The following is a 17,313-nucleotide window of genomic DNA, read 5'->3' as shown; positions in this document are numbered from 1 at the left end:
GAGGGGGCCCGGGCGCGGCGGCCAGGGCCCGGGGCGGTCAGGCGGCGGGCCGGTAGGCGAGCCGGGCAGCGATACCCACGCACGTGGCGCACACCTCGGCCTTGCCGGGGCCGTCCAGGTGGGCGTGGCGGCCGCATGCCTCCCCGCAGAGGCTCAGGGTCGCGCAGGTGGCGTCTTCGATGTGGGGGACACCGTCCTTCATCAGGTAGGCGATGGTGGGCGTCTGGGCGGTGGTGGCGATGGCCATGGATTCCTCCTGTCGAACGCCGCGAGGGCCGCAATCCCTCCCGAGCAACTCAAATAATACAGGCTATTTAGCTTCGTGGGAAGGGGATCCAACGAGCGGCCCCCCAGGGTGTCCGCGCCCCCGATAGCGGACACCCTGAGGGCGGCCACGCCTCACTCCCCGGTAGGCTCGTCGCCGGTGACGTCCGCGTGGCGCTCGCCGCCCAGCTCGGCCACGATCACGGTCACGTTGTCCCGGCCGCCGGCCTCCAACGCGGCGGCGACCAGCGCGTCACACGCCTCGTGGGCCGACTCCGCGCCCGCCAGGATCTGCTCGATCACCTCGTGGTCGACGTAGCCGTCGAGCCCGTCCGAGCACAGCAGCAGCCGCCTGCCGGGCTCCAAGAACAGCTCGATCAGCTCGTGGTCGGGCTCGCCGTACGTCACGGTCCGCAGCACGACGTGCGGGTCGTCTTCCGGGTTGTGCGGCGTGGTGAGCCGCACCATCGGCATGGTCTCGTCCGCCAGGAGCAGCCACGCACTGCTGTCGCCCAGCCAGGCCAGGTCCACCCACGACACCGCGCCGTCCTGGCGAGCCGAGTGGTTGGACAGCACGGCCACGGTCAGGGTCGACGTCGCCGAGCTCGGGTCATCGTCGAAGTTGCCGAGCACCGCGACCCGCGCGGCCTCGCACGCAACGTGGGCCATCCCGGTCTGCGCGGCCACCGTGGCGGCCACCTCCGCGCCGATCCGCGCGGCCACGCCCGCATCCTGTCGGGTGCCCACCCCGTCCGCGACCACGAGCGCGGTGAAACTCGGCCCGACCCTGACCACGACGTGGTCGTTGTTGCTGCGCCTGCGCCGCCCGATGTGGGTGGCGCAGGCGATGTACCCGGCCGGGCCCGCCATCGTGGCGCGCAAGTCAGCCGGGGGGATCTGCGGGGCGAGGGCGGGCATCGGGCCGGTCGGCGTCGAGCTGGTCATGCTGCTGCCTCCAAGGGCGGTAAGAACGGGTTGGGGGAGTGAGGGCCGCCACCCCTGCCCTGAGCAAGGATGGCGGCAGGCCGGTCAGGGGCGGAGCGGGACGCATTCGCCGCTGGCGACGGACGGGATCAGGTCGGCCACGTCGCCGCACAGCGCGACGGCCACCTTCGCCTCGCCCTCGCCGTCGACCTCGCCGAGCGGGTCGTCAGACAGCCCCTCGGCCGCGTACGCCGCGCCAAGCGCCCGGCTGGCGGCCCCTCGTGCCTCGTCGATGTCCACGCCGGAGGCCACGACGACCTCCTGCGTGAACTCGTCGTACGGCTCGAAGAAGTCGATGACGAACGTGTACGGGCGCGGCCCGGTGTCGTCCTCGGAGTCCTCGTTGCCGTGCTGCATCGAGTCGTGCTCGCTCGGCAGGCTCTCCTCGGGCACATCCAGCCCGCCCGCGTACAGGGCCAGCCGCTTGGCCAAGCCCTCTCCGAAACGCTCCTCGACCGCGTCCCGCAGGGCGATGCACAGGACCCGCAGCCAGTTCCGTTCAGGCAAGCCGAGCAGCAGGTCCGTGATGATGTCGCCCGTGGTCGTCTCGCGGCTGCCCTGCCCGCCGAACTGGGCCCGGTACGTGCCGGTTATCAGGCGGGCCCGCCGCCGCTGGGCGTGGTTCTTGTTGCGCTCGCGCGCCATGTCGGTGTTCCTCCGTGGTGGGGGCCGTGCCCGCCCGGTGCTACGGGCGGGCACGGCGGGATCGTGCCGGTTATTGCGGGTTGCGTCCCGCGCGCTGGCGGCGGTAGATGAGCCACCAGACGAGCCCGCCGATCGCGGCGAGCGGGGCGAGCACGGTCACGACCGCGCCGACCACCGTCCCGAAGCTGGGACCTGCCGGGGTCTGCTCCTGCCTGGCGAGCTGGTAGGCCAGCCAGGCGGGAATCTCGTCACGGTCCTGCTCCGCGACCTGCGGCGCGGGAACCTGGCTGGCAGCCGGAACCTTGACGTCGCTGTCAGACGCGGGCGTGGGCAACGGCTGCGGGACAACCGGCAGCCCCTGCTGCGGGAGCGCCTGCGGGGCTGGCTGCACCGCAGGGGTGGACGTGACCTTGACCGTCCGCGTCCGCGTGACCGTGGGCGTCGCCTTGGGCTTGGCCGTGACGGTCTTGGTCGCGGTGGGGGTGGCGGTGGCCGTCGTGGTGACGGTGGGCGTCGGGGTGTTCGCCTCAGCCGTGTGGGTCACCGTGACGGTGGGGGTCGGAAGCGGAGTCGTGGGCGGGTTCACCGCCGAGACTTCGACCTCCGCGAGCGCATCGCCCTTCGCGGTGACGAGGGCGATCGTGTGCTTGCCGGGACGCTCCGGCACGTAGCCGCCGCTGAAGGAGACCGGGCCGCACATGGGGCCCGGGTTCCCGGTCACGACGAGCACGGATTCCCCGGCGGGGGGCTGCACCGTGAGGGATGGGGCGCATGCCCCGTCCGTCTCGGCGGAGACCGTGACGGTCTCGCCGACCGTGGCGGAGATGCCTACCGCCGGGGTGGTGATGGTTCCCACAGGGGCGCTGGCCTGCGCTCCCGTGGCCACGGTCACGACGGTGGCCACCGCCGCGACCGTCAGGGCGATTGCCCTGGTGATGATTCCCATTGAGGATTCCTCCTGGATCCGGCGAGGGCCGCAATCCCTCGCACGGATCAAATACTACAGGTCATTTACTTAGATCTCAACCCGAACCCCAGGACCCGCCCCGCGCGGCCCCCCGAGAAGCCGCTTCACCCCTGTGGCCAGAGCATCCGCCTGCGCGACGCAAGCGCCAGGGGGCCACAGAATGCCCCCGTTCCCCAAGGGGTTCACATCGAACTAAAAAGCCTGTAGTATTTGATTTGTCCGAAGGGGATTGCGGCCCCAACGAACTCCAGGAGGAACCATGATCTACACCACCCAGGGTCTGATGACCCCCGCCGACCTCGCCGACCTGCGCGACGGGCGCACCACCACCGAGAGCCTGTTCGACGCCCCCACCGGGCTCTACGACGAGTACGAAATCTTCTAGTGGCCATCGCCACCCTGCCGGGCGAGGCGGCCCCCCGCCTCGCCCCCGGCGCGCAGCCCGTCTGCACCACGTGCGGTGACACCGACCCGGAGATCCTCGAAGACGAGCGCACCGCCTGCTGCAACGCCGACGTCTACGCCCGCCAGTGCCGCCGCTGCCACGGCTGGATGTTCTTCCTCGCCAACGGCGACGAGTCTCCCTACTGCCCGTACCACTGACCCCCAGGCCGGGGGCAACCGCCCCCGGCTCCACCCCCTCAGGAGGAACCGCATCAACGCCATCGCCCCCGCCGGCCACGCCGTACGCCGCGCCGCCGGCACCATCGAGCCGTACGCCTCCCTGAACGCCGCCTACTACCGCTCCGCAGAGCCGGAGCTGCACCACGAGACCGTCGCCATCCTGGCGCGCAACGGCGACGACTGGGCCGTGATCGACACCGTTCACGCCTGGTGTGCCCCCAGCTCCGACGCCGATCACGCGGACTGCCCCCGCGCCGCCGCGTACGCCCAACTGGCCCCCCACGCCTGGACCCTGCACTTCGAGGGCGGGCGGGGCTTGGACGAACACACCTTCCCCACCGCCGGGGACGCGCGTAAGGCACTGGCGATCGAGGCGCGCGAGGGCTGGCAGGGCGTCCGCGACCTGGGCCGTCCGGACCTGCTCGCCGACCCGCCCGCCGACGACGCCGAAGCGATCCGCATCTTCACCACGGCGCTGGATCTCGTCTACAGCCTGGACGTGACGGATGCCGTCACGCCCACCTACTACCGGCACCGCAACGACGACTACGAGGACGAGATCGTCGTCCGCGCCTGGCTGCGCGGCGCAGGCACCATGTGGGGCTTCACCGTGACCGGCGACACCGGCGGAATCGACCCGTGCGTGACCGTGTCCGTCCGCACCGACCAGGCCGCCGCCCACACCGCGTTCCGGCCGTTCTTCGAGGCGTTCAGCACACGCAGGCCCAGCACGCTGGACGAGGTCGCCGCCCTCCTGAACGAGCTGGGCGCGTTCGACGACACCCCCGGGCACCAGCAGCGGCGCGCGGAGACGGACGCCGCGCTGTCCCGCGAGCTGTACGGCGACAACGAGCCGCCCCTGTAGCCCAGGCCGCCAGCCGGTTGGCCGCGACAGGAAAGCCGTCGCGGCCAACCGGCCCCGAACAACTCGCTCTGCACCAAAGGACACCCCATGAACAGCGACACCCTGTTCGACCCGCCCCCGGCCCCCGAGACGCCCAGACCCGCACGAGGCTGGATGACCGTCAACCGCAAGAGGGTGACGGTGACCGTCGAAGACGAGTTCGCCGCCGCCGAGGCCGTCATCCGGCCCGGCCAGCGCGACTTCTTCCCCCGCAACGCCATCTACCGGTGGGTGTGGACATCCGAGCACGGATGGACACTCAGCCTGTACGAGGTGAACGGGCCGAACCGGAAGGCGGACGGCTCGGTCGGCCTGATGACCGTGACCGAACGGCGTCACGGAGCCGTCCCAGAGTCGTGGGCCCACTTGCCGGACTGGCTGTACCTGGCCATGGTCGCCAGCCGCCCCGACTGGGAGCCGCCCGCCGCACAGCTGCAGCCGGCCGACGGCGCGGTTGAAGCCCTCCTGGAGGACGTGGCCAACGACGAGCACGCCGGTAGCGTCCGCGCGGACGACGACCTCGAGAGGGGACGGCCGTGGTGAGCCCCGGCCGTGGTGGCTAGCCACCTCCACCAGCGGAACCCGCCCCCCGGGGAGCCCCTTCCCTCTGAGATAAATAGGCTGTATTATTGGATCAGACGCTGGGGGATTGCGGCTCCCGGTATTGGATTTCAGGAGGATTCATGCAGTACACCCCCGCCGAACTGGTCGCCGCCTGGCAGGACGCCAAGACGTCGCACGAGCAGGCCCGCACTCTCGCCGACACCCTCTCTGGCGAGCCCGCCGCCTGCGCCCCCCTGCGCATCGCCGCCGCTGCCGCCCGCGACGCCTACGCCACGTGGACCGCCGCGTTCGACGACGCCGACGCCACCCGCGAGGAGATCCGCGACCTCGGCCGCATCGTCTACCGCTACCTCAACAGCCTGCCCGACCAGGCCATCCGCGCCTTGGCGGTCCGCTTCGGCTTCCCCGTCTCCACGGCTGGCTACGTCTCCGCCAGCAGCCTGCGCTTCTGGCTCAACACCGCCTACGCCGACGACCACCCGCGCAAGACGCACGTCGCGGACGTCGCCCACGAGCGCGCCGACCACGACCCCGACGCCGTCGTTGCCCGCTTCGTCGTGGTCTTCACCAGCGTCTAGCCCCCACCCTCGGCCCCCGCGCCCGCCGCGCGGGGGCCACCCCAAGCATCGAAAGAGGTACGCCACCAATGGCGGACAACCACACGCTCTACACCCCCGCGAGCATGCTCGACTTCCTCACCCACGTGGAGCAGCGTGAGGGCGAAGCACACGGCTGGGGCAACCTCCCCATGCTCTACGACATCACCCTTGACGTGGCCCCCTCCCCGGCGCGCCTGACCTTCACGGAGATCGGCCCGTGGCAGTGGACGCCGTTCTTCTTCGGCATCGGCCCGGAGGGGGCGACCGGCGACGTCAACCACGACCTGGGCCTGTACGCCGACCGCGCTGAGCCGCTGCCCCACTTCCTCGCCGCCGTGTTCAGGTACGAGACCCCCGCCACCGACGACAGCAAGGCCCGCCGCGTCCTCCTGGCGGTCGACGAGCGCGCCCGCCTCTACCGCGTCACCCGCGTCGAGGGCGACGCGACCGCGACCGCCGAGCAACTGAGCCACCTCGACGAGGACGAGCACCTGCTTGCCCTCAACAAGATCGCCGACGCGCTACGCGGCGGCCCGGCCATCCACGAGTACGCGTTCGACGCGAAGCTGATGGCCGTCGTCCGCGTCAAGGCCACCAGCGAGCAGGCCGCCCGCGAGCTGATCGGCGACACGTGCGACATCGAGGTCGGCACCATCGCCCCCAACGTCGAGATCAGCAGTGCGGACTTCGACGGCGAGTACGACCTGTTCGAGGTCGACGGCGACGACCCGGCCTGACACCATCCCCGCCCCGGCTTCCCCCGGGGCGGGCCCTCACCCGAAGACCGCCCGTGACCGACACCACCGAAACCCCAAGGGGGCGACCGATGACCATCAGCGACGCCGAGAACCGCGCCTGGCACCAGGGCGCGGACCGTGCCGCCCAGGCCGCCCGTACCCGCATCCTCGACCAGCTCGACGGCGTCTCTCTCGACCAGAACGACCGGACGTTCATCGCCCGCGTAGCCCGACACGGGGACCCGAACGGCTTGGCCGCCCTGCTGGCCAAGCTCCGCGCCAGCCTCGCCCCGCCGACCGGCGTTGCTACCCAGGGACGCGTCTGTTCCCACGCGGCCGACGCCGTGAAATGGCGAAGCGTGGAGGCTTCCATCCAGCGCGCGGCCGATCACGGCAACCCTGTGGACGCTGACGAACTGCTCGAACTCGCTGGCGGCAACACCGACACCCAACCCGCCTGCGAGACCGGCCCGCCGCTGCCGACCGGCGTCACCATCGACCGCTACCGGGTGGACAACAGCGAGCCGACCATCTGGCGAGAGGTGTGGGTCGAGCGGCACCACCACACCGGCCTGTTCTTCATCGCCAAGGGCACCTGGTCCGACGCGGAGTTGTGGAACTTCACCCTCGGCGACTGGCACAACCCGTGGCGGGACGATAGCTACGACGCCGCCCACTACGAGCGGCCAGAGCGGGAAGCCATCGACAAGGCCCGCCAGATCGTCGGCCTCGACTAGCCAGCCCGGCCCGCAACCGGGCACCTCGAAGGGGCGCAACCGCCGCACCCGCCCTCCTCCTGAGGGTGCGGCAGGTCGCGCCCCTTCCCCATGCGCCCGCCGCCGCGCCGAGACGTAAGCGGCGAAACCCGCAATCCTCCCTCCCGGTCAACCACCCCGGGGGGAAACCATGAAGACTGTCCTGTCACCGAACAGGTACGAGGGCCGCGTCGTACCGATCCGCCTCATAGTGATCCACACAATGGAGACGGGCGAATCGCCGAACGTCGCCGAGAACGTCGCGAACTACTTCGCCAGGCGGTCGACGAAGGCCAGCGCGCATCTGTGCGTCGACAACGACAGCGCCGTCCGCACCGTGCCGGACAGCGACACCGCGTGGGCCGCCCCCGGAGCCAACTCGGACGGCCTGCAGATGGAGCTGGCCGGCCGCGCCGGGCAGGGCGCCGCCGGCTGGCGCGACGCCTACAGCAAGGCCCTGCTCCGCAACGCGGCCCGGCACGCGGCCGTCTGGTGCAAGAAGTACGGCATCCCCGCCAAGAAGCTGTCCCGCGCCGAGCTCCGCGCCGGCCGGAAGGGGTTCATCGGCCACGTCGACGCCTCCGCGGTCTACAAGCGCTCCGACCACTCCGATCCGGGCTCCGCGTTCCCGTGGGATGAGTTCCTCGCCCTGGTGCGCGCCGAGCTCGACGGCGGCGAGCCGGACACCGACGACACCAAGGTGTTCCCTAAGCCCCCGACCGCGCCGCGCTGGCCCGGCCGGATGCTCCACTATGACCCGCGCCGACCGCTCATGACCGGCCACGACGTCGAGCAGTGGCAGGCCCGCCTCGAGGCCCTGCGCTACACGATCACCGTCGACGGCACGTTCGGTCCCATGACCAGCGCCGCCACGAAGGTCCTCCAGCGTGACCGGCACGTCGCGGATGACGGCGTGGTCGGCCCCAAAACGTGGGCCGCCGCCTGGTGACCCTCTCGGCCGAGCCCGCGCTCGGGGCGGGCACGGCAATCCTTCCTTCCCCTTCCCAACCCGATTGGAGATCCCCTCATGTCCCCACTGCGGATGCTGGCCGCCGTCCTCGTTCTCGTGTCGCCGCTCGCGGCGGTGTTCCTCCTTCCCATCGCCGTGGCGGGCCTGGTCACGCCCGGCAATATCTACGCCATGGCCGTGGCCGTACTGGTCGGACTCGCCTGGGCGTGGGCAGTCGGGCGGGCGTTCCTCACCGTCGTCCGCGCGTACGACGAGACCGAACAGGCCGCCGCCGCCGAGCTCGCCCAGGAGACGCAGGCGTGACCGGCCGCCAGGTCTTCGCCGCGTTCATGCACGGCACCGCGCTCGTGTTCCTGGCGCTCGCCCCCATGCTGCTCGCCTCGTGCGCGTGGCCTCACACACCCCTGCCCGGCCTCGCCGGTCTCGGGATCGGCCTGCTGCTCGCCATGGCCTACACCGCCGCCATGACGCCGCCCAAGCGCAAGCCGAAGCCACCCGCCGAGCCTGCCGAGCTGGTGACGGTGAAGTGGGGCGACCTGACCGTCCGGTTCGACCCGGCCACCGCCGAGCGGACCGGCCTGCAACTCGTCCAGAGCGCCGCAGCGGCCCGCGCCGCAACCACCCAAGAGGAGCCCGCCTCATGATCACGAGCCGCGTCAACATGATCGCCTGGCCTGCCGACAACGGCATAGGCCGCCTTCCCGACCTCATCCAGGTACGGCAGCGCCGCGTCACGGGAGACGACTGGGACGGCTACACGTGGCAGCTCACGATCGACGGCCACACCTTCCCGTATCACCTGCTGCCCGATGCCGCCGTCCCGATCACCCCGTACAAGACCGCCAGCCTCGGCGTCAGCCTGTACGCCGACGCCATCCAGATCGACAACGACCCCCGCTTCCACCAGGACCTCGACGGCAAGCCGCAGCCACAGCACATCGAGAGCCCGTCCCGGTGGAACATCCCCACCAGCCCCGACCCCACCCCGCCGGCCGACCCGGCACGCTGGCCGGAGCTGAGCCCGCGCATGGCGGGCCTCGTGCAGGTCCGCCGGATCGGCTCCGGCCGCTCCTGGTGGGAGCTGCTCGTCGACGGGCAGGCGTTCCCGTACCGGCTCGGCCCCACCTGCACTGTGCCCGTGACCGTCATGGACGATCCGGACTTCATGCCGCGCATGCACATCACCCTGCTCGCCCGTCGTATCGAACTCGACCTCGAGGGCCCCGTCGGTGGAAACGGCTCGGCCGTGAGCGCCGCCAGCGGCCGACTGTCCCGGGCCACTGCGGAGCTGGCCCGCGCTCAGGCCGACCTGGACGACGCGCGCCGCGCGGCCGCGACCTTCGCTCAGACCGCGGGGGAGCAGTGAGCAGGCCGCACGAGCACCCCGCCCCGACCGGCCCATCAACCCACCCCACCACGACAGGAGCGGACGTGCTGTCCTTCGGCGAAGCCCTCGAACTCCTCAAGTCCGGCGAGCGTCTCACCCGCGCCGGCTGGAACGGCCGCGGCATGTGGCTCTTCCTCGTACCCGGCTCTACCCTCACCGTTCAGGCCGGGCGCCCTCTCGGCGAGGCCGCGCCCGACTTGGTTGGGCAGACTGTCGAGTACCGGCCGCACATCGACATGAAGACCGTTGACGGGCAGATCGTGCCCTGGGTCGCTTCCCAGTCCGACCTCCTCGCCGACGACTGGCTGATCGTGGTCGACCTGGAGCACGCCAGCGTCATCCACACCATCGAGTCAGCCCAGTGACGGGACCCCACGGGCACGTCACCCCCCGCCCGGACGACAAGAAGGCGCGGTGCGGCGGCCCGCGCCTGTGCCGGAAGTGCGCCGACGAGTTGGCCGCCGTGGAGGCGGCCGCGCCCGAGCAGATCGCCCGCGCCTTCCACGAGACGTACGAACGGCTTGCCCCCTCTCACGGCTACCAGACCCGCCCAGAGTCGTCGGTGCCGTGGGAGGCGGTACCGGAGGCGAACCGGACGCTGATGGTCGCAGTCGCCACCGAACTGCTCGCCGCCGGCGTCATCCGGCCCGGCAACCCGACCGAGACGGGTCCGACTACGGAACGTGTATCAGTCAGATCTCTCGACAGTAGATCCATTTAACCTTTGTGATCTTGAATAGGATCGGTTGACAGCCTCGCCATCCTAGACAGGCCAGGAAAAATACGCGTATTCTCTCCTCGCTGAAACGTAACGGATGTTGATTCCATTTAAGTGATCAAACGCTAGGCGGCTACGCACTGAAACCGCAGCGTGGAGGGAAACACGAGACGGTGAGTGCAGACGCCCGGGAAGTAGGCGCGCGTCAACTGGTCGGCGCACGCCTTCGCCAACTACGACTCCATGCCAACCGCACCCAGAAGGAGGCCGCCACCGCGATCGAAGCCAGCATCGCCAAGATCAGCCAGATGGAGAACGGCCGCGTCCCCTTCAGACGCCGAGACCTGATCGACCTCCTGATGCTGTACGGGGTCACCGACCCCTACCAGCAAGAAACGATCATCTCCGTAGCGCTGGGCAAACGAGACCCCGACTGGTGGGACAGCCAGGACGTCCCCATTGAGGAAACCGTCCTGTGGGCTCATGAGCAGGCCGCGACCCTCATCCGCACCTACCAGCCGCACCTCGTGCCCGATCTGCTGCGCACTCAGGAGTACGCCGCAGCCGCTCACCGGGCCAGCCACTACCCAGCTCCTTCCGCCACGGCGACCGCCGCCACTGTGAAAAACGTGCAGCGCCGGCAACAGGCACTCAGCGCCTCCCTGTGGGTTGTCATCGACGAGCCGGTCCTGTGGCGGCCGCTCGGCGGTGACATCGCCGCTCACCTCCGGCAACTCGACGCGCTGACCGATGCCAGCCAGACCCAGGGCATCACGATCCAGGTCAACCCACTGTCCTCACCTTTCCTGCCTGCCTGCGAGCCCTTCACGGTTTTCCGGTTCGCTGACCGACCGCAACTCCTGGCCATACACCGGCTCACCGGCGACGAGATCAGCGCCCTGCGAGACGCCGAGCGCTACGGCATGGTCTTCGAGGAACTGATCGCCGTGGCCGCAGCTTCGAGGTCCACCCCGCAGATCATCGCCCGGATCCGCGACCACCTGCACGAGACCGCCGCAGACCACAGCGGTCCTTAACCCTCGAAAGGACCTCCTCTTGGCCCCCGACTCCAGCCCTATCGGCAGTTCGACGCCGAGCAGTGCCCGCATCTACAACTACTTCCTCGGCGGCGAAGACAACTTCGCCGTAGACCGCGAAGCCGCGGAGACATTCATGGCGATGTTCTCCACGGTGCTGCCTGCCGCGAGGGCCAACAGGGGCTTCGTGCTGCGTGCCGCCCGCGCCATGGCGGAAGCCGGCGTGCGGCAGTTCCTCGACATCGGCTGCGGCCTGCCGCTTGAGCCGAATGTGCACGACATCGCCCTCAGCGTTCATGTCGACGCCCGCGTGGTGTATGTGGACAACGACCCGAGCGTGGTCGCGAGCAGCCAGGCCCAGCTGGACCGGCCCGGCCAAGTCGTCACCATCGCTGGCGACCTCCGCGACCCCGCCACGATCATCGCTAATCCCGACGTTGCCCAACTTCTCGACTTCACCAAGCCGGTCGGCCTACTCACCGTCGCGATCCTGCATTTCATCCCCGAAGATGCAATCGGCGAATACCTCGCGCACCTGCGTAGGGCCCTGGCCCCTGGCAGCCAGTTCGCTCTCACCCACGTGTGCCCAGACAACATTCCCGCGTCCGAAGTGGAAGCTGGGCAGGCGCTCTACCAGCAGACCACCAACCCCGTGCGGCCTCGTACTCGCGCCGAAATCCTTGCCCTGTTCGACGGATGGACACTCCTGGAGCCCGGCCTGTGCCCCGCCGCCGACTGGCGGCCGGTCGACGGCGATCCCTACCCCGAGCAAGCGCCCGAGTCCTTCGCCGGCGTTGGGATTCTGCCACTCCACTAACCACCGGCCGGGCGGAAAGCCCGGCCACCCTTATGGAGCGTTCCTTGTCAGACCTACCCAGCTTCCCAAACGACAGCCACGCGGAGCTGCTGCTCGACATCTACCTGGAAGCGGCCCATCGGCCCGACGACCCTTACGCGGTCCTTCGGGCGATCCGCCAGAGGCAGGAGGCCACAGCCAACGAGCAGCGCATCCTGGAGCACCTGCACGACCTGGAGGTGGCCAGGCTGCACGAGCTACGCTCGGCCACGGGTGAGCGACTCCTCCACATGAAGAACATCGCCGCCCAGCTCGGCGTGTCCATCGGCCAAGTGTCCAAGATCAAAAAGAGGGCGTCGGCCGATGAGCTGGCACATGCGATCGCTGACGAAACCCACCGCCTCCACCTCGTTGCCAAAGACCCCAACGTAACCGCCAAGACGCGCCTCAAGGCCCAGGTCCGCGCAGTCATGCTGGGCAAAGCCCTGCAGAGACTGACAAGCCACATCGCCGGCGCCGCGGCCGCGCTCGGCGCGTTATGGGCAGGCACCAGGATCGCCGCCGCCCTCAAGGGCAGCATGGGCGCCGGCACCATCGCCGCCGGAGGCGCGCCGGTAGCAGCATCGGGCCTCGCTGCAGGAGTCACCGCCACCGGGGGAGGCCTCACGACGCTCGTCTCATCAGCGCCTGCCCTGGTCTCCGCCAGCGTGCTAGCCGTAGGCACGTACGCGGTCGGCGCCCCCGTGGTCAAGATGGTCGCGCCACCCCCGAACCCGGTCGTGATCAACGTCGCCGACGACGGTCAGCGTCCCCTGCACGTCCCTGACCAGTTCGCGTCATCCGATGACGACCAGCAGCCGCAGCACGCCATTGCTACCCCGCCACCGGCTGAAACGGTCGCCACCGATCCGGAGCAGGACCCGGAGATCAGCCCGAGTGAGGCCACGCCCACCGGCACGAGCGCGCCCGCCACAGCGCAGCCGATCCACAGCGTGACGCCCACGCCCACGTCGTCACCCATCACCGCGGCCGCGCCGACACCCAGGCACACGAAGACCAGCACCGCGTCATCCACGCCGCCGGCCACGGGAGCGCCAGCGACGCCCACCACAGGCGCGTCCAGTTCGCCCACCCCGACGACCGTGCAGGCCCCGCAGACCACCCCCACCCCCGCGGAGCCGCCCAACTCCACGCCGACGCCCGCGGTCACGCCGACGCCGGAAGAGACCGGATCCGACCAACCCACCAGCACGCCCACGCCGACACCATCCAGTTCGCCCACCGACGAGCCGACTCGGGAAGGCGAAGCCACCGCCCCGCCGAGCGAGCAGGAGCCGGACCGCCGGGACCCGGCGGCCCCCGAGCCGCCCCTGTCCAGCGCGAACCCGGCTCCCGCCCAGGGCGAACCACTCGGGCTGGCCGAAGTCGCGGTAGTCCCCGTGACCGCCATCGTTCCCGCGCCTGACCTGGCCCTGGCCGGGAGGGACTAGTGAACGCTTCCTTCACCATCGAGCACGCCCCCGAACGCGATCTGGACCCCGTCTCATCCGCGCTGGCCGGCGTCGACGTGCACTACGCCCGATGCCGCTGCGGCGGGCTCGACGGCCCGGAAGTACGCGACGGCGCCGACCTACGGCGCGCGTTCGCCAGCCACATGCGCGACGTACAGGCCGCAGCCCGCTCCGTCACCGCATAACAGGCTCCTACGTCCCCGCCCTCTCGGGTTACAGACCCTGCTTGGCGGCGAAGGCGGGGACGTAGGGCACACCCACCATCATGGCTGCCGGTACTGCTCCATCTCCGCCAGCTCGTCCTCGCTCACCAGGCGCAGATACCACCAGGAGCCTGGTGGCCGTTGATGCAGCAGCACCCGCTGCATCGGCTCCAGCTCCCACTCCGGCGGGAAGTCCGCGTCCAGGTCGACCAGGTAGGCGCGCAACGCGAACGGCTGCACCACGACGTCGATCTTCTGATCGACGATCGGCTCGTACCGGCGCACCGTACGCCGCGGCGCCACGTACCGGGCGTGCACTCGGGTGACCACCCACCACCCGATCCGCTCAGCACCATACGGGACGACCCATCCGCCCGCGCCGCGATCGTGCGGCCAGTTGGCCAGGTCGACACGACGGAGCTCACCAGGTTCCACACTGCCAGTATCGAACACGCGATCTAAACGGCGCGACCCTACTCCACGTCCAGGGTCGTCTGCTGCAGCCGAGAGAGATCCTTCTCCAGTCGATCGATCAGCTTCGCATCCCTGTTGGCCGCCTTGGTCAGCGCGTTCATCTCCGCCTTGTGCGCTCGCTCCAGCCGCGTCAGCTCGGCCTTGTGGTCCTCCCGCAGCCGCGCCAGCTCGCCCCGGACCCGCTCGGCGTCAGCTCGGCCGTCCGCCGCTGCCTGCTGCGCGACCGCCTCCCGCCGCTCAGCCGTCTCCGCCCGCTCCACCGCGGCCCGCACCTGCGCGGCCGTTTCCTCCCGGATCTGCTGGATTTTGGCTTGGCTGTCCCGCTCGACTTCGGCCCTGCGCTGCACGGTCGCAGAGACCTTCTCGTCCGCTTCCATCCGCGCCTGCTCGGCCCGTTCATCCGCAGCCGCCACGGCGGCCGCCGCATCATCCTGGGCCTGTTGAATCTCGGCCCGGGTGCGCGCCTCGACCTCGTCGATCCGCTCGCGCGCCTGCTGATTGGCCGTCTCGACCTCGCGCAGCGCCTCCTCGCGGACTTGGGCTGTCTCCGTTCGCGCCTGCGCTGCGTCGAGCTCGGCGCGCTCGGCTGCCGACACCGCCTCATCGGCCGCCTCGCGGGCCAGGTCGCGCTCCTCCTCGGCCTCCTCCTGGGCGCGCTCGGCCGTCAGCCGTGCCCGATCGGACTCCCCGGCTTCCTGCCGGGCTTCGGCGATCTGCCGCTCGGCGTCGGCCGCGATCGTCTCCAGCTCGGCCTCCACCGCCGCCGGATCCCCGAGATTCTTGAGGCTCTCCACCACGGCGGCGAACTCATCGGCGGCGTTCCTGATGGACGCCACGGCGTTCTCGCCGGCGAACCGGGCGCCGTCGACCAGGCCGCGCGCCCGCACCCGTGACGTGGCCACGGGCCGGCCGGGCACCTCCTCCGGCGTCGGCTCGTCTACCGCGAGCCGCCCGGAGTTGCGGGCGGCGTATGCGTTGCGCGCGTTGTGGATCGTGCGGGTTTCCGGGTCGGGCTGCTCGCAGTACTCCTTGCGCCGCCCGCTCCCGGCCACCTTGCCCTCTGCCGGCGGCCGCGGGCAGCCCTTCCATTTGCACTTGGTGCCGCGGCCGGGCTGCTGCTGGCCGTCCGGCTCGTCGAGCGCGGGCTGATTCATGGGGCCCGTTCTACACCACCGTCACCCGAGATCACGAGGGGTTCCGTGCATCGGATGGAAGATTAGACGAAATAGATAGAAAGATAGACGGAATGAAAGAAAGAAAAATAGATGAATAGATGGAAGGAAAGAAAGCTGACATGGACAGGCTCGAATTTTGGCGCGCTGTAGGAGCCGCTGCCGGGCGAACGCGTCATCCCGGAGGGCATCGGCACCGAACGGGGGGTCAAGGCCTCTCCGGCGCTCTCAGCGCCACGCCGCGAACCCGGGCTTCTACGGCAACAGAATGGGGGCCGCGTCTCACACATCGGCGAGACGACGGCCCCGACATCGATAGGGGAGCGGATCAGCTACCGGCGGCTCCCCTCCGCTGCGCCGCGGCCGCTCGCACGGCAGCCACGTCATCGCGCGTGCAAAGGAAATCGACCGCCACGGCGTACTCAACCATGTCACGGCTAAGCCGGTGGTGCTCCATCACGTCCAAGGGCCCCAGGTCCTCGAACGGAACCAAATAGAGCCGGTGATGCACGTCGCGGTGGTCATAACCGAGCGTCCTGAGATTGTGCTCAGTCTCCGGCGGAATGATCCACTCGCTCAGATCGCCGGGATCTGCCCACTCGGCAGGCGCCTCCGGGTGCGGGAACTCGTGGTGGGTGACGAGGATCACGGACATCGTCTCGGTCAGGGCGTAGGCGTCGCCGTCCTGGGCGACTATCTGAGTAGCCATAATGCATTCAGGCTGCCCGGACTAGATCTTCAAGTGGTAATGATGTACCAACTCGCCCCCGCCGAAGTTATCAAATCGTTACAAATCTGACCATGCGGGTGCGGGGCACTTGGAGGTGCATGCCTTGCCCCGCGGTTGGCATTGGTAACGGGAATGGCCCTTCCTGGAACTGCTCGCTGCCGTGGCGCTCACGGAGCCGGGAGTGTCTCGCCGTTCTTGTGTGCGTCACGGCGCTGCTTGCGCGCCTGGCGCATCGCGGCCTTCTTCGCTGGCGCGACGTAGAGCGCCTCCGTCATCTCGACGATCAGCTCGGCGACGTCGGCGACCTCCTCGGGGGAGTAGGCCAATCCATCGTGCACGCCGTCGTTGCCCAGCATGCGGGTCTCGTGGAGATCAACGATCAGGTCGTCATCGAGCTGGCCCCGCAGCTCTTCGATCTTGTCGTACAGCTTGTACTTGGTGGCACCACGGTCCTTGCACAGTTCCTCCACGGCCGCGCGGTACATCGCAGCCGCTCCCCGATACGCTGCTGCCCCCTCGCACCGCGAGCCCTCCTGGAACCGATCGCGGATCGGCTCGGGCACCTCCCGCGCCAGCTCCCGAGCGGTGCGCCCCGGCCAAAGCTGGATGATCTGCTCGACCTTCCTGCTGCCTGAGCCGGACCGGGCCGCACCGCAGGTGATGACCTCGATGGTCACCTGCTTGCAGTAGTCGCAGCTCCACGTCTTTTCGAATATCCCCGCTTCGGCGTCCAAGGTGTCCATGTACACGGGGAAGATTCGGCGGACACCGCGGCTTGTCTGGGTGGTGCCCACAGCGCAGTTGGAGTGAGCGCAGATCATCTGTCGGATGGGGATTTCCAGGCGCAGGAAGCCGGTCGACGTGACGTCATAGGACACGAGTAGTGGGTTCACCATGGTTCGTAAGTGAAGCGTATGGAACGACCGCTCGGCACCGAATTTCGTCCTTTGTCTCGGCTCATCGAATCTGATGCATGAGCATGGCGCTGACCTGGAGTGCATCAGTTGTGCTGATTCGCGAACAAGCCATGTGGCTCATCGAATCTGATGCGCGCAGAAGATGAGCTGTGGGTAGCGAGGTTTCTGATCCATTCACTGAGAGGGTCTTTGAACTTGGGCTCGACGGACCGGCTCACCGAGCCGGCGGCGGGCTGACCGGGGCAGCCTTTGCTTCGTGGGCCGAAGCGGGAGCACCCGGTCCACCACGCCTATCGATGATCGCAATCAGCTCCTCCGAGCTGACGTGGTCACCCTCATTCTTGATGATCTCCGC

At 69.5% G+C, this 17,313-nt stretch carries 25 protein-coding genes; 17 read left to right on the top strand and 8 right to left on the bottom strand.

Annotation, left to right across the window (positions count from 1 at the left end):
• Window positions 1–37: 37 nt before the first annotated feature.
• The 4 genes from ABZS69_RS47660 to ABZS69_RS47645 form a co-directional block, all read right to left on the bottom strand.
• A complete protein-coding gene (locus ABZS69_RS47660; RefSeq protein ID WP_355385506.1) occupies window positions 38–247 on the bottom strand; it encodes a hypothetical protein in 210 nt (69 codons plus the stop codon).
• Window positions 248–399: 152 nt separating this feature from the next.
• Window positions 400–1,209 (bottom strand): protein phosphatase 2C domain-containing protein, encoded by an 810-nt coding sequence (locus tag ABZS69_RS47655; protein ID WP_355385504.1) that lies wholly within the window; start codon window positions 1,207–1,209, stop codon window positions 400–402.
• Between the two features lie 84 nt (window positions 1,210–1,293).
• The gene (locus ABZS69_RS47650) at window positions 1,294–1,893 is read right to left on the bottom strand and encodes a hypothetical protein (protein WP_355385501.1); all 600 of its coding nucleotides are present in this window, start codon (window positions 1,891–1,893) and stop codon (window positions 1,294–1,296) included.
• A 70-nt stretch (window positions 1,894–1,963) separates the two neighbouring features.
• Window positions 1,964–2,839 carry a hypothetical protein gene (locus ABZS69_RS47645; RefSeq protein ID WP_355385498.1) on the bottom strand — a complete coding sequence of 292 codons (876 nt, stop codon included), beginning with the start codon at window positions 2,837–2,839 and terminating at the stop codon, window positions 1,964–1,966.
• 280 nt (window positions 2,840–3,119) lie between these two features.
• Here ABZS69_RS47645 and ABZS69_RS47640 point away from each other — a divergent pair, with 280 nt between their 5' ends.
• From ABZS69_RS47640 to ABZS69_RS47560, 17 genes are all read left to right on the top strand, one after another.
• Window positions 3,120–3,245, top strand: a complete 126-nt coding sequence (locus ABZS69_RS47640) for a hypothetical protein (RefSeq protein WP_355385495.1) — start codon at window positions 3,120–3,122, stop codon at window positions 3,243–3,245.
• A complete protein-coding gene (locus ABZS69_RS47635; protein ID WP_355385493.1) occupies window positions 3,245–3,463 on the top strand; it encodes a hypothetical protein in 219 nt (72 codons plus the stop codon). The genes ABZS69_RS47640 and ABZS69_RS47635 overlap by 1 nt, the downstream gene beginning before the upstream one ends.
• Window positions 3,464–3,671: 208 nt before the next feature.
• Complete coding sequence (locus ABZS69_RS47630) at window positions 3,672–4,349, top strand: hypothetical protein (RefSeq protein ID WP_355385490.1); 678 nt, start codon at window positions 3,672–3,674, stop codon at window positions 4,347–4,349.
• 87 nt (window positions 4,350–4,436) lie between these two features.
• Window positions 4,437–4,931, top strand: a complete 495-nt coding sequence (locus tag ABZS69_RS47625) for a hypothetical protein (protein WP_355385487.1) — start codon at window positions 4,437–4,439, stop codon at window positions 4,929–4,931.
• A gap of 140 nt (window positions 4,932–5,071) precedes the next feature.
• Window positions 5,072–5,530, top strand: coding sequence for a hypothetical protein (locus tag ABZS69_RS47620; protein WP_355385484.1), 459 nt, complete (start codon window positions 5,072–5,074; stop codon window positions 5,528–5,530).
• 68 nt (window positions 5,531–5,598) lie between these two features.
• On the top strand, window positions 5,599–6,288 hold the full coding sequence (locus ABZS69_RS47615) for a hypothetical protein (RefSeq protein ID WP_355385481.1): 690 nt from the start codon (window positions 5,599–5,601) through the stop codon (window positions 6,286–6,288).
• Between the two features lie 89 nt (window positions 6,289–6,377).
• Window positions 6,378–7,025, top strand: coding sequence for a hypothetical protein (locus tag ABZS69_RS47610; RefSeq protein ID WP_355385478.1), 648 nt, complete (start codon window positions 6,378–6,380; stop codon window positions 7,023–7,025).
• Window positions 7,026–7,194: 169 nt separating this feature from the next.
• A complete protein-coding gene (locus tag ABZS69_RS47605; protein ID WP_355385475.1) occupies window positions 7,195–7,992 on the top strand; it encodes an N-acetylmuramoyl-L-alanine amidase in 798 nt (265 codons plus the stop codon).
• 78 nt (window positions 7,993–8,070) lie between these two features.
• A complete protein-coding gene (locus tag ABZS69_RS47600; RefSeq protein WP_355385472.1) occupies window positions 8,071–8,316 on the top strand; it encodes a hypothetical protein in 246 nt (81 codons plus the stop codon).
• Window positions 8,313–8,657 carry a hypothetical protein gene (locus ABZS69_RS47595; RefSeq protein ID WP_355385469.1) on the top strand — a complete coding sequence of 115 codons (345 nt, stop codon included), beginning with the start codon at window positions 8,313–8,315 and terminating at the stop codon, window positions 8,655–8,657. Before ABZS69_RS47600 ends, ABZS69_RS47595 begins: the two co-directional genes overlap by 4 nt.
• A complete protein-coding gene (locus ABZS69_RS47590; protein WP_355385466.1) occupies window positions 8,654–9,379 on the top strand; it encodes a hypothetical protein in 726 nt (241 codons plus the stop codon). Before ABZS69_RS47595 ends, ABZS69_RS47590 begins: the two co-directional genes overlap by 4 nt.
• Window positions 9,376–9,765 carry a DUF2829 domain-containing protein gene (locus ABZS69_RS47585; protein WP_355385463.1) on the top strand — a complete coding sequence of 130 codons (390 nt, stop codon included), beginning with the start codon at window positions 9,376–9,378 and terminating at the stop codon, window positions 9,763–9,765. The genes ABZS69_RS47590 and ABZS69_RS47585 overlap by 4 nt, the downstream gene beginning before the upstream one ends.
• Complete coding sequence (locus tag ABZS69_RS47580) at window positions 9,762–10,121, top strand: hypothetical protein (protein WP_355385460.1); 360 nt, start codon at window positions 9,762–9,764, stop codon at window positions 10,119–10,121. Before ABZS69_RS47585 ends, ABZS69_RS47580 begins: the two co-directional genes overlap by 4 nt.
• A 170-nt stretch (window positions 10,122–10,291) precedes the next feature.
• A complete protein-coding gene (locus tag ABZS69_RS47575) occupies window positions 10,292–11,155 on the top strand; it encodes a helix-turn-helix transcriptional regulator (protein WP_355385458.1) in 864 nt (287 codons plus the stop codon).
• A gap of 19 nt (window positions 11,156–11,174) precedes the next feature.
• Window positions 11,175–11,972, top strand: a complete 798-nt coding sequence (locus tag ABZS69_RS47570; RefSeq protein WP_355385455.1) for an SAM-dependent methyltransferase — start codon at window positions 11,175–11,177, stop codon at window positions 11,970–11,972.
• 44 nt (window positions 11,973–12,016) lie between these two features.
• Window positions 12,017–13,441, top strand: a complete 1,425-nt coding sequence (locus ABZS69_RS47565) for a hypothetical protein (RefSeq protein ID WP_355385452.1) — start codon at window positions 12,017–12,019, stop codon at window positions 13,439–13,441.
• A complete protein-coding gene (locus tag ABZS69_RS47560) occupies window positions 13,441–13,647 on the top strand; it encodes a hypothetical protein (protein WP_355385449.1) in 207 nt (68 codons plus the stop codon). The genes ABZS69_RS47565 and ABZS69_RS47560 overlap by 1 nt, the downstream gene beginning before the upstream one ends.
• 78 nt (window positions 13,648–13,725) lie before the next feature.
• Here ABZS69_RS47560 and ABZS69_RS47555 read toward each other — a convergent pair whose 3' ends face one another.
• The 4 genes from ABZS69_RS47555 to ABZS69_RS47540 form a co-directional block, all read right to left on the bottom strand.
• Entirely contained in the window at window positions 13,726–14,100 is a 375-nt protein-coding gene (locus ABZS69_RS47555; RefSeq protein WP_355385446.1) for a hypothetical protein, read from the bottom strand.
• Window positions 14,101–14,138: 38 nt separating this feature from the next.
• A complete protein-coding gene (locus tag ABZS69_RS47550) occupies window positions 14,139–15,293 on the bottom strand; it encodes a hypothetical protein (protein WP_355385443.1) in 1,155 nt (384 codons plus the stop codon).
• A 346-nt stretch (window positions 15,294–15,639) separates the two neighbouring features.
• Complete coding sequence (locus ABZS69_RS47545) at window positions 15,640–16,020, bottom strand: hypothetical protein (protein ID WP_355385440.1); 381 nt, start codon at window positions 16,018–16,020, stop codon at window positions 15,640–15,642.
• Window positions 16,021–16,208: 188 nt separating this feature from the next.
• On the bottom strand, window positions 16,209–16,919 hold the full coding sequence (locus ABZS69_RS47540; RefSeq protein ID WP_355385437.1) for a DUF4145 domain-containing protein: 711 nt from the start codon (window positions 16,917–16,919) through the stop codon (window positions 16,209–16,211).
• Window positions 16,920–17,313: the final 394 nt, after the last annotated feature.

Origin of the sequence: Nonomuraea sp. NPDC005650, from assembly GCF_040605375.1 — a bacterium.
In the GTDB taxonomy this organism is placed as follows: Bacteria; Actinomycetota; Actinomycetes; order Streptosporangiales; family Streptosporangiaceae; genus Nonomuraea.
This window is presented reverse-complemented; position numbering and strand designations above follow the sequence as displayed.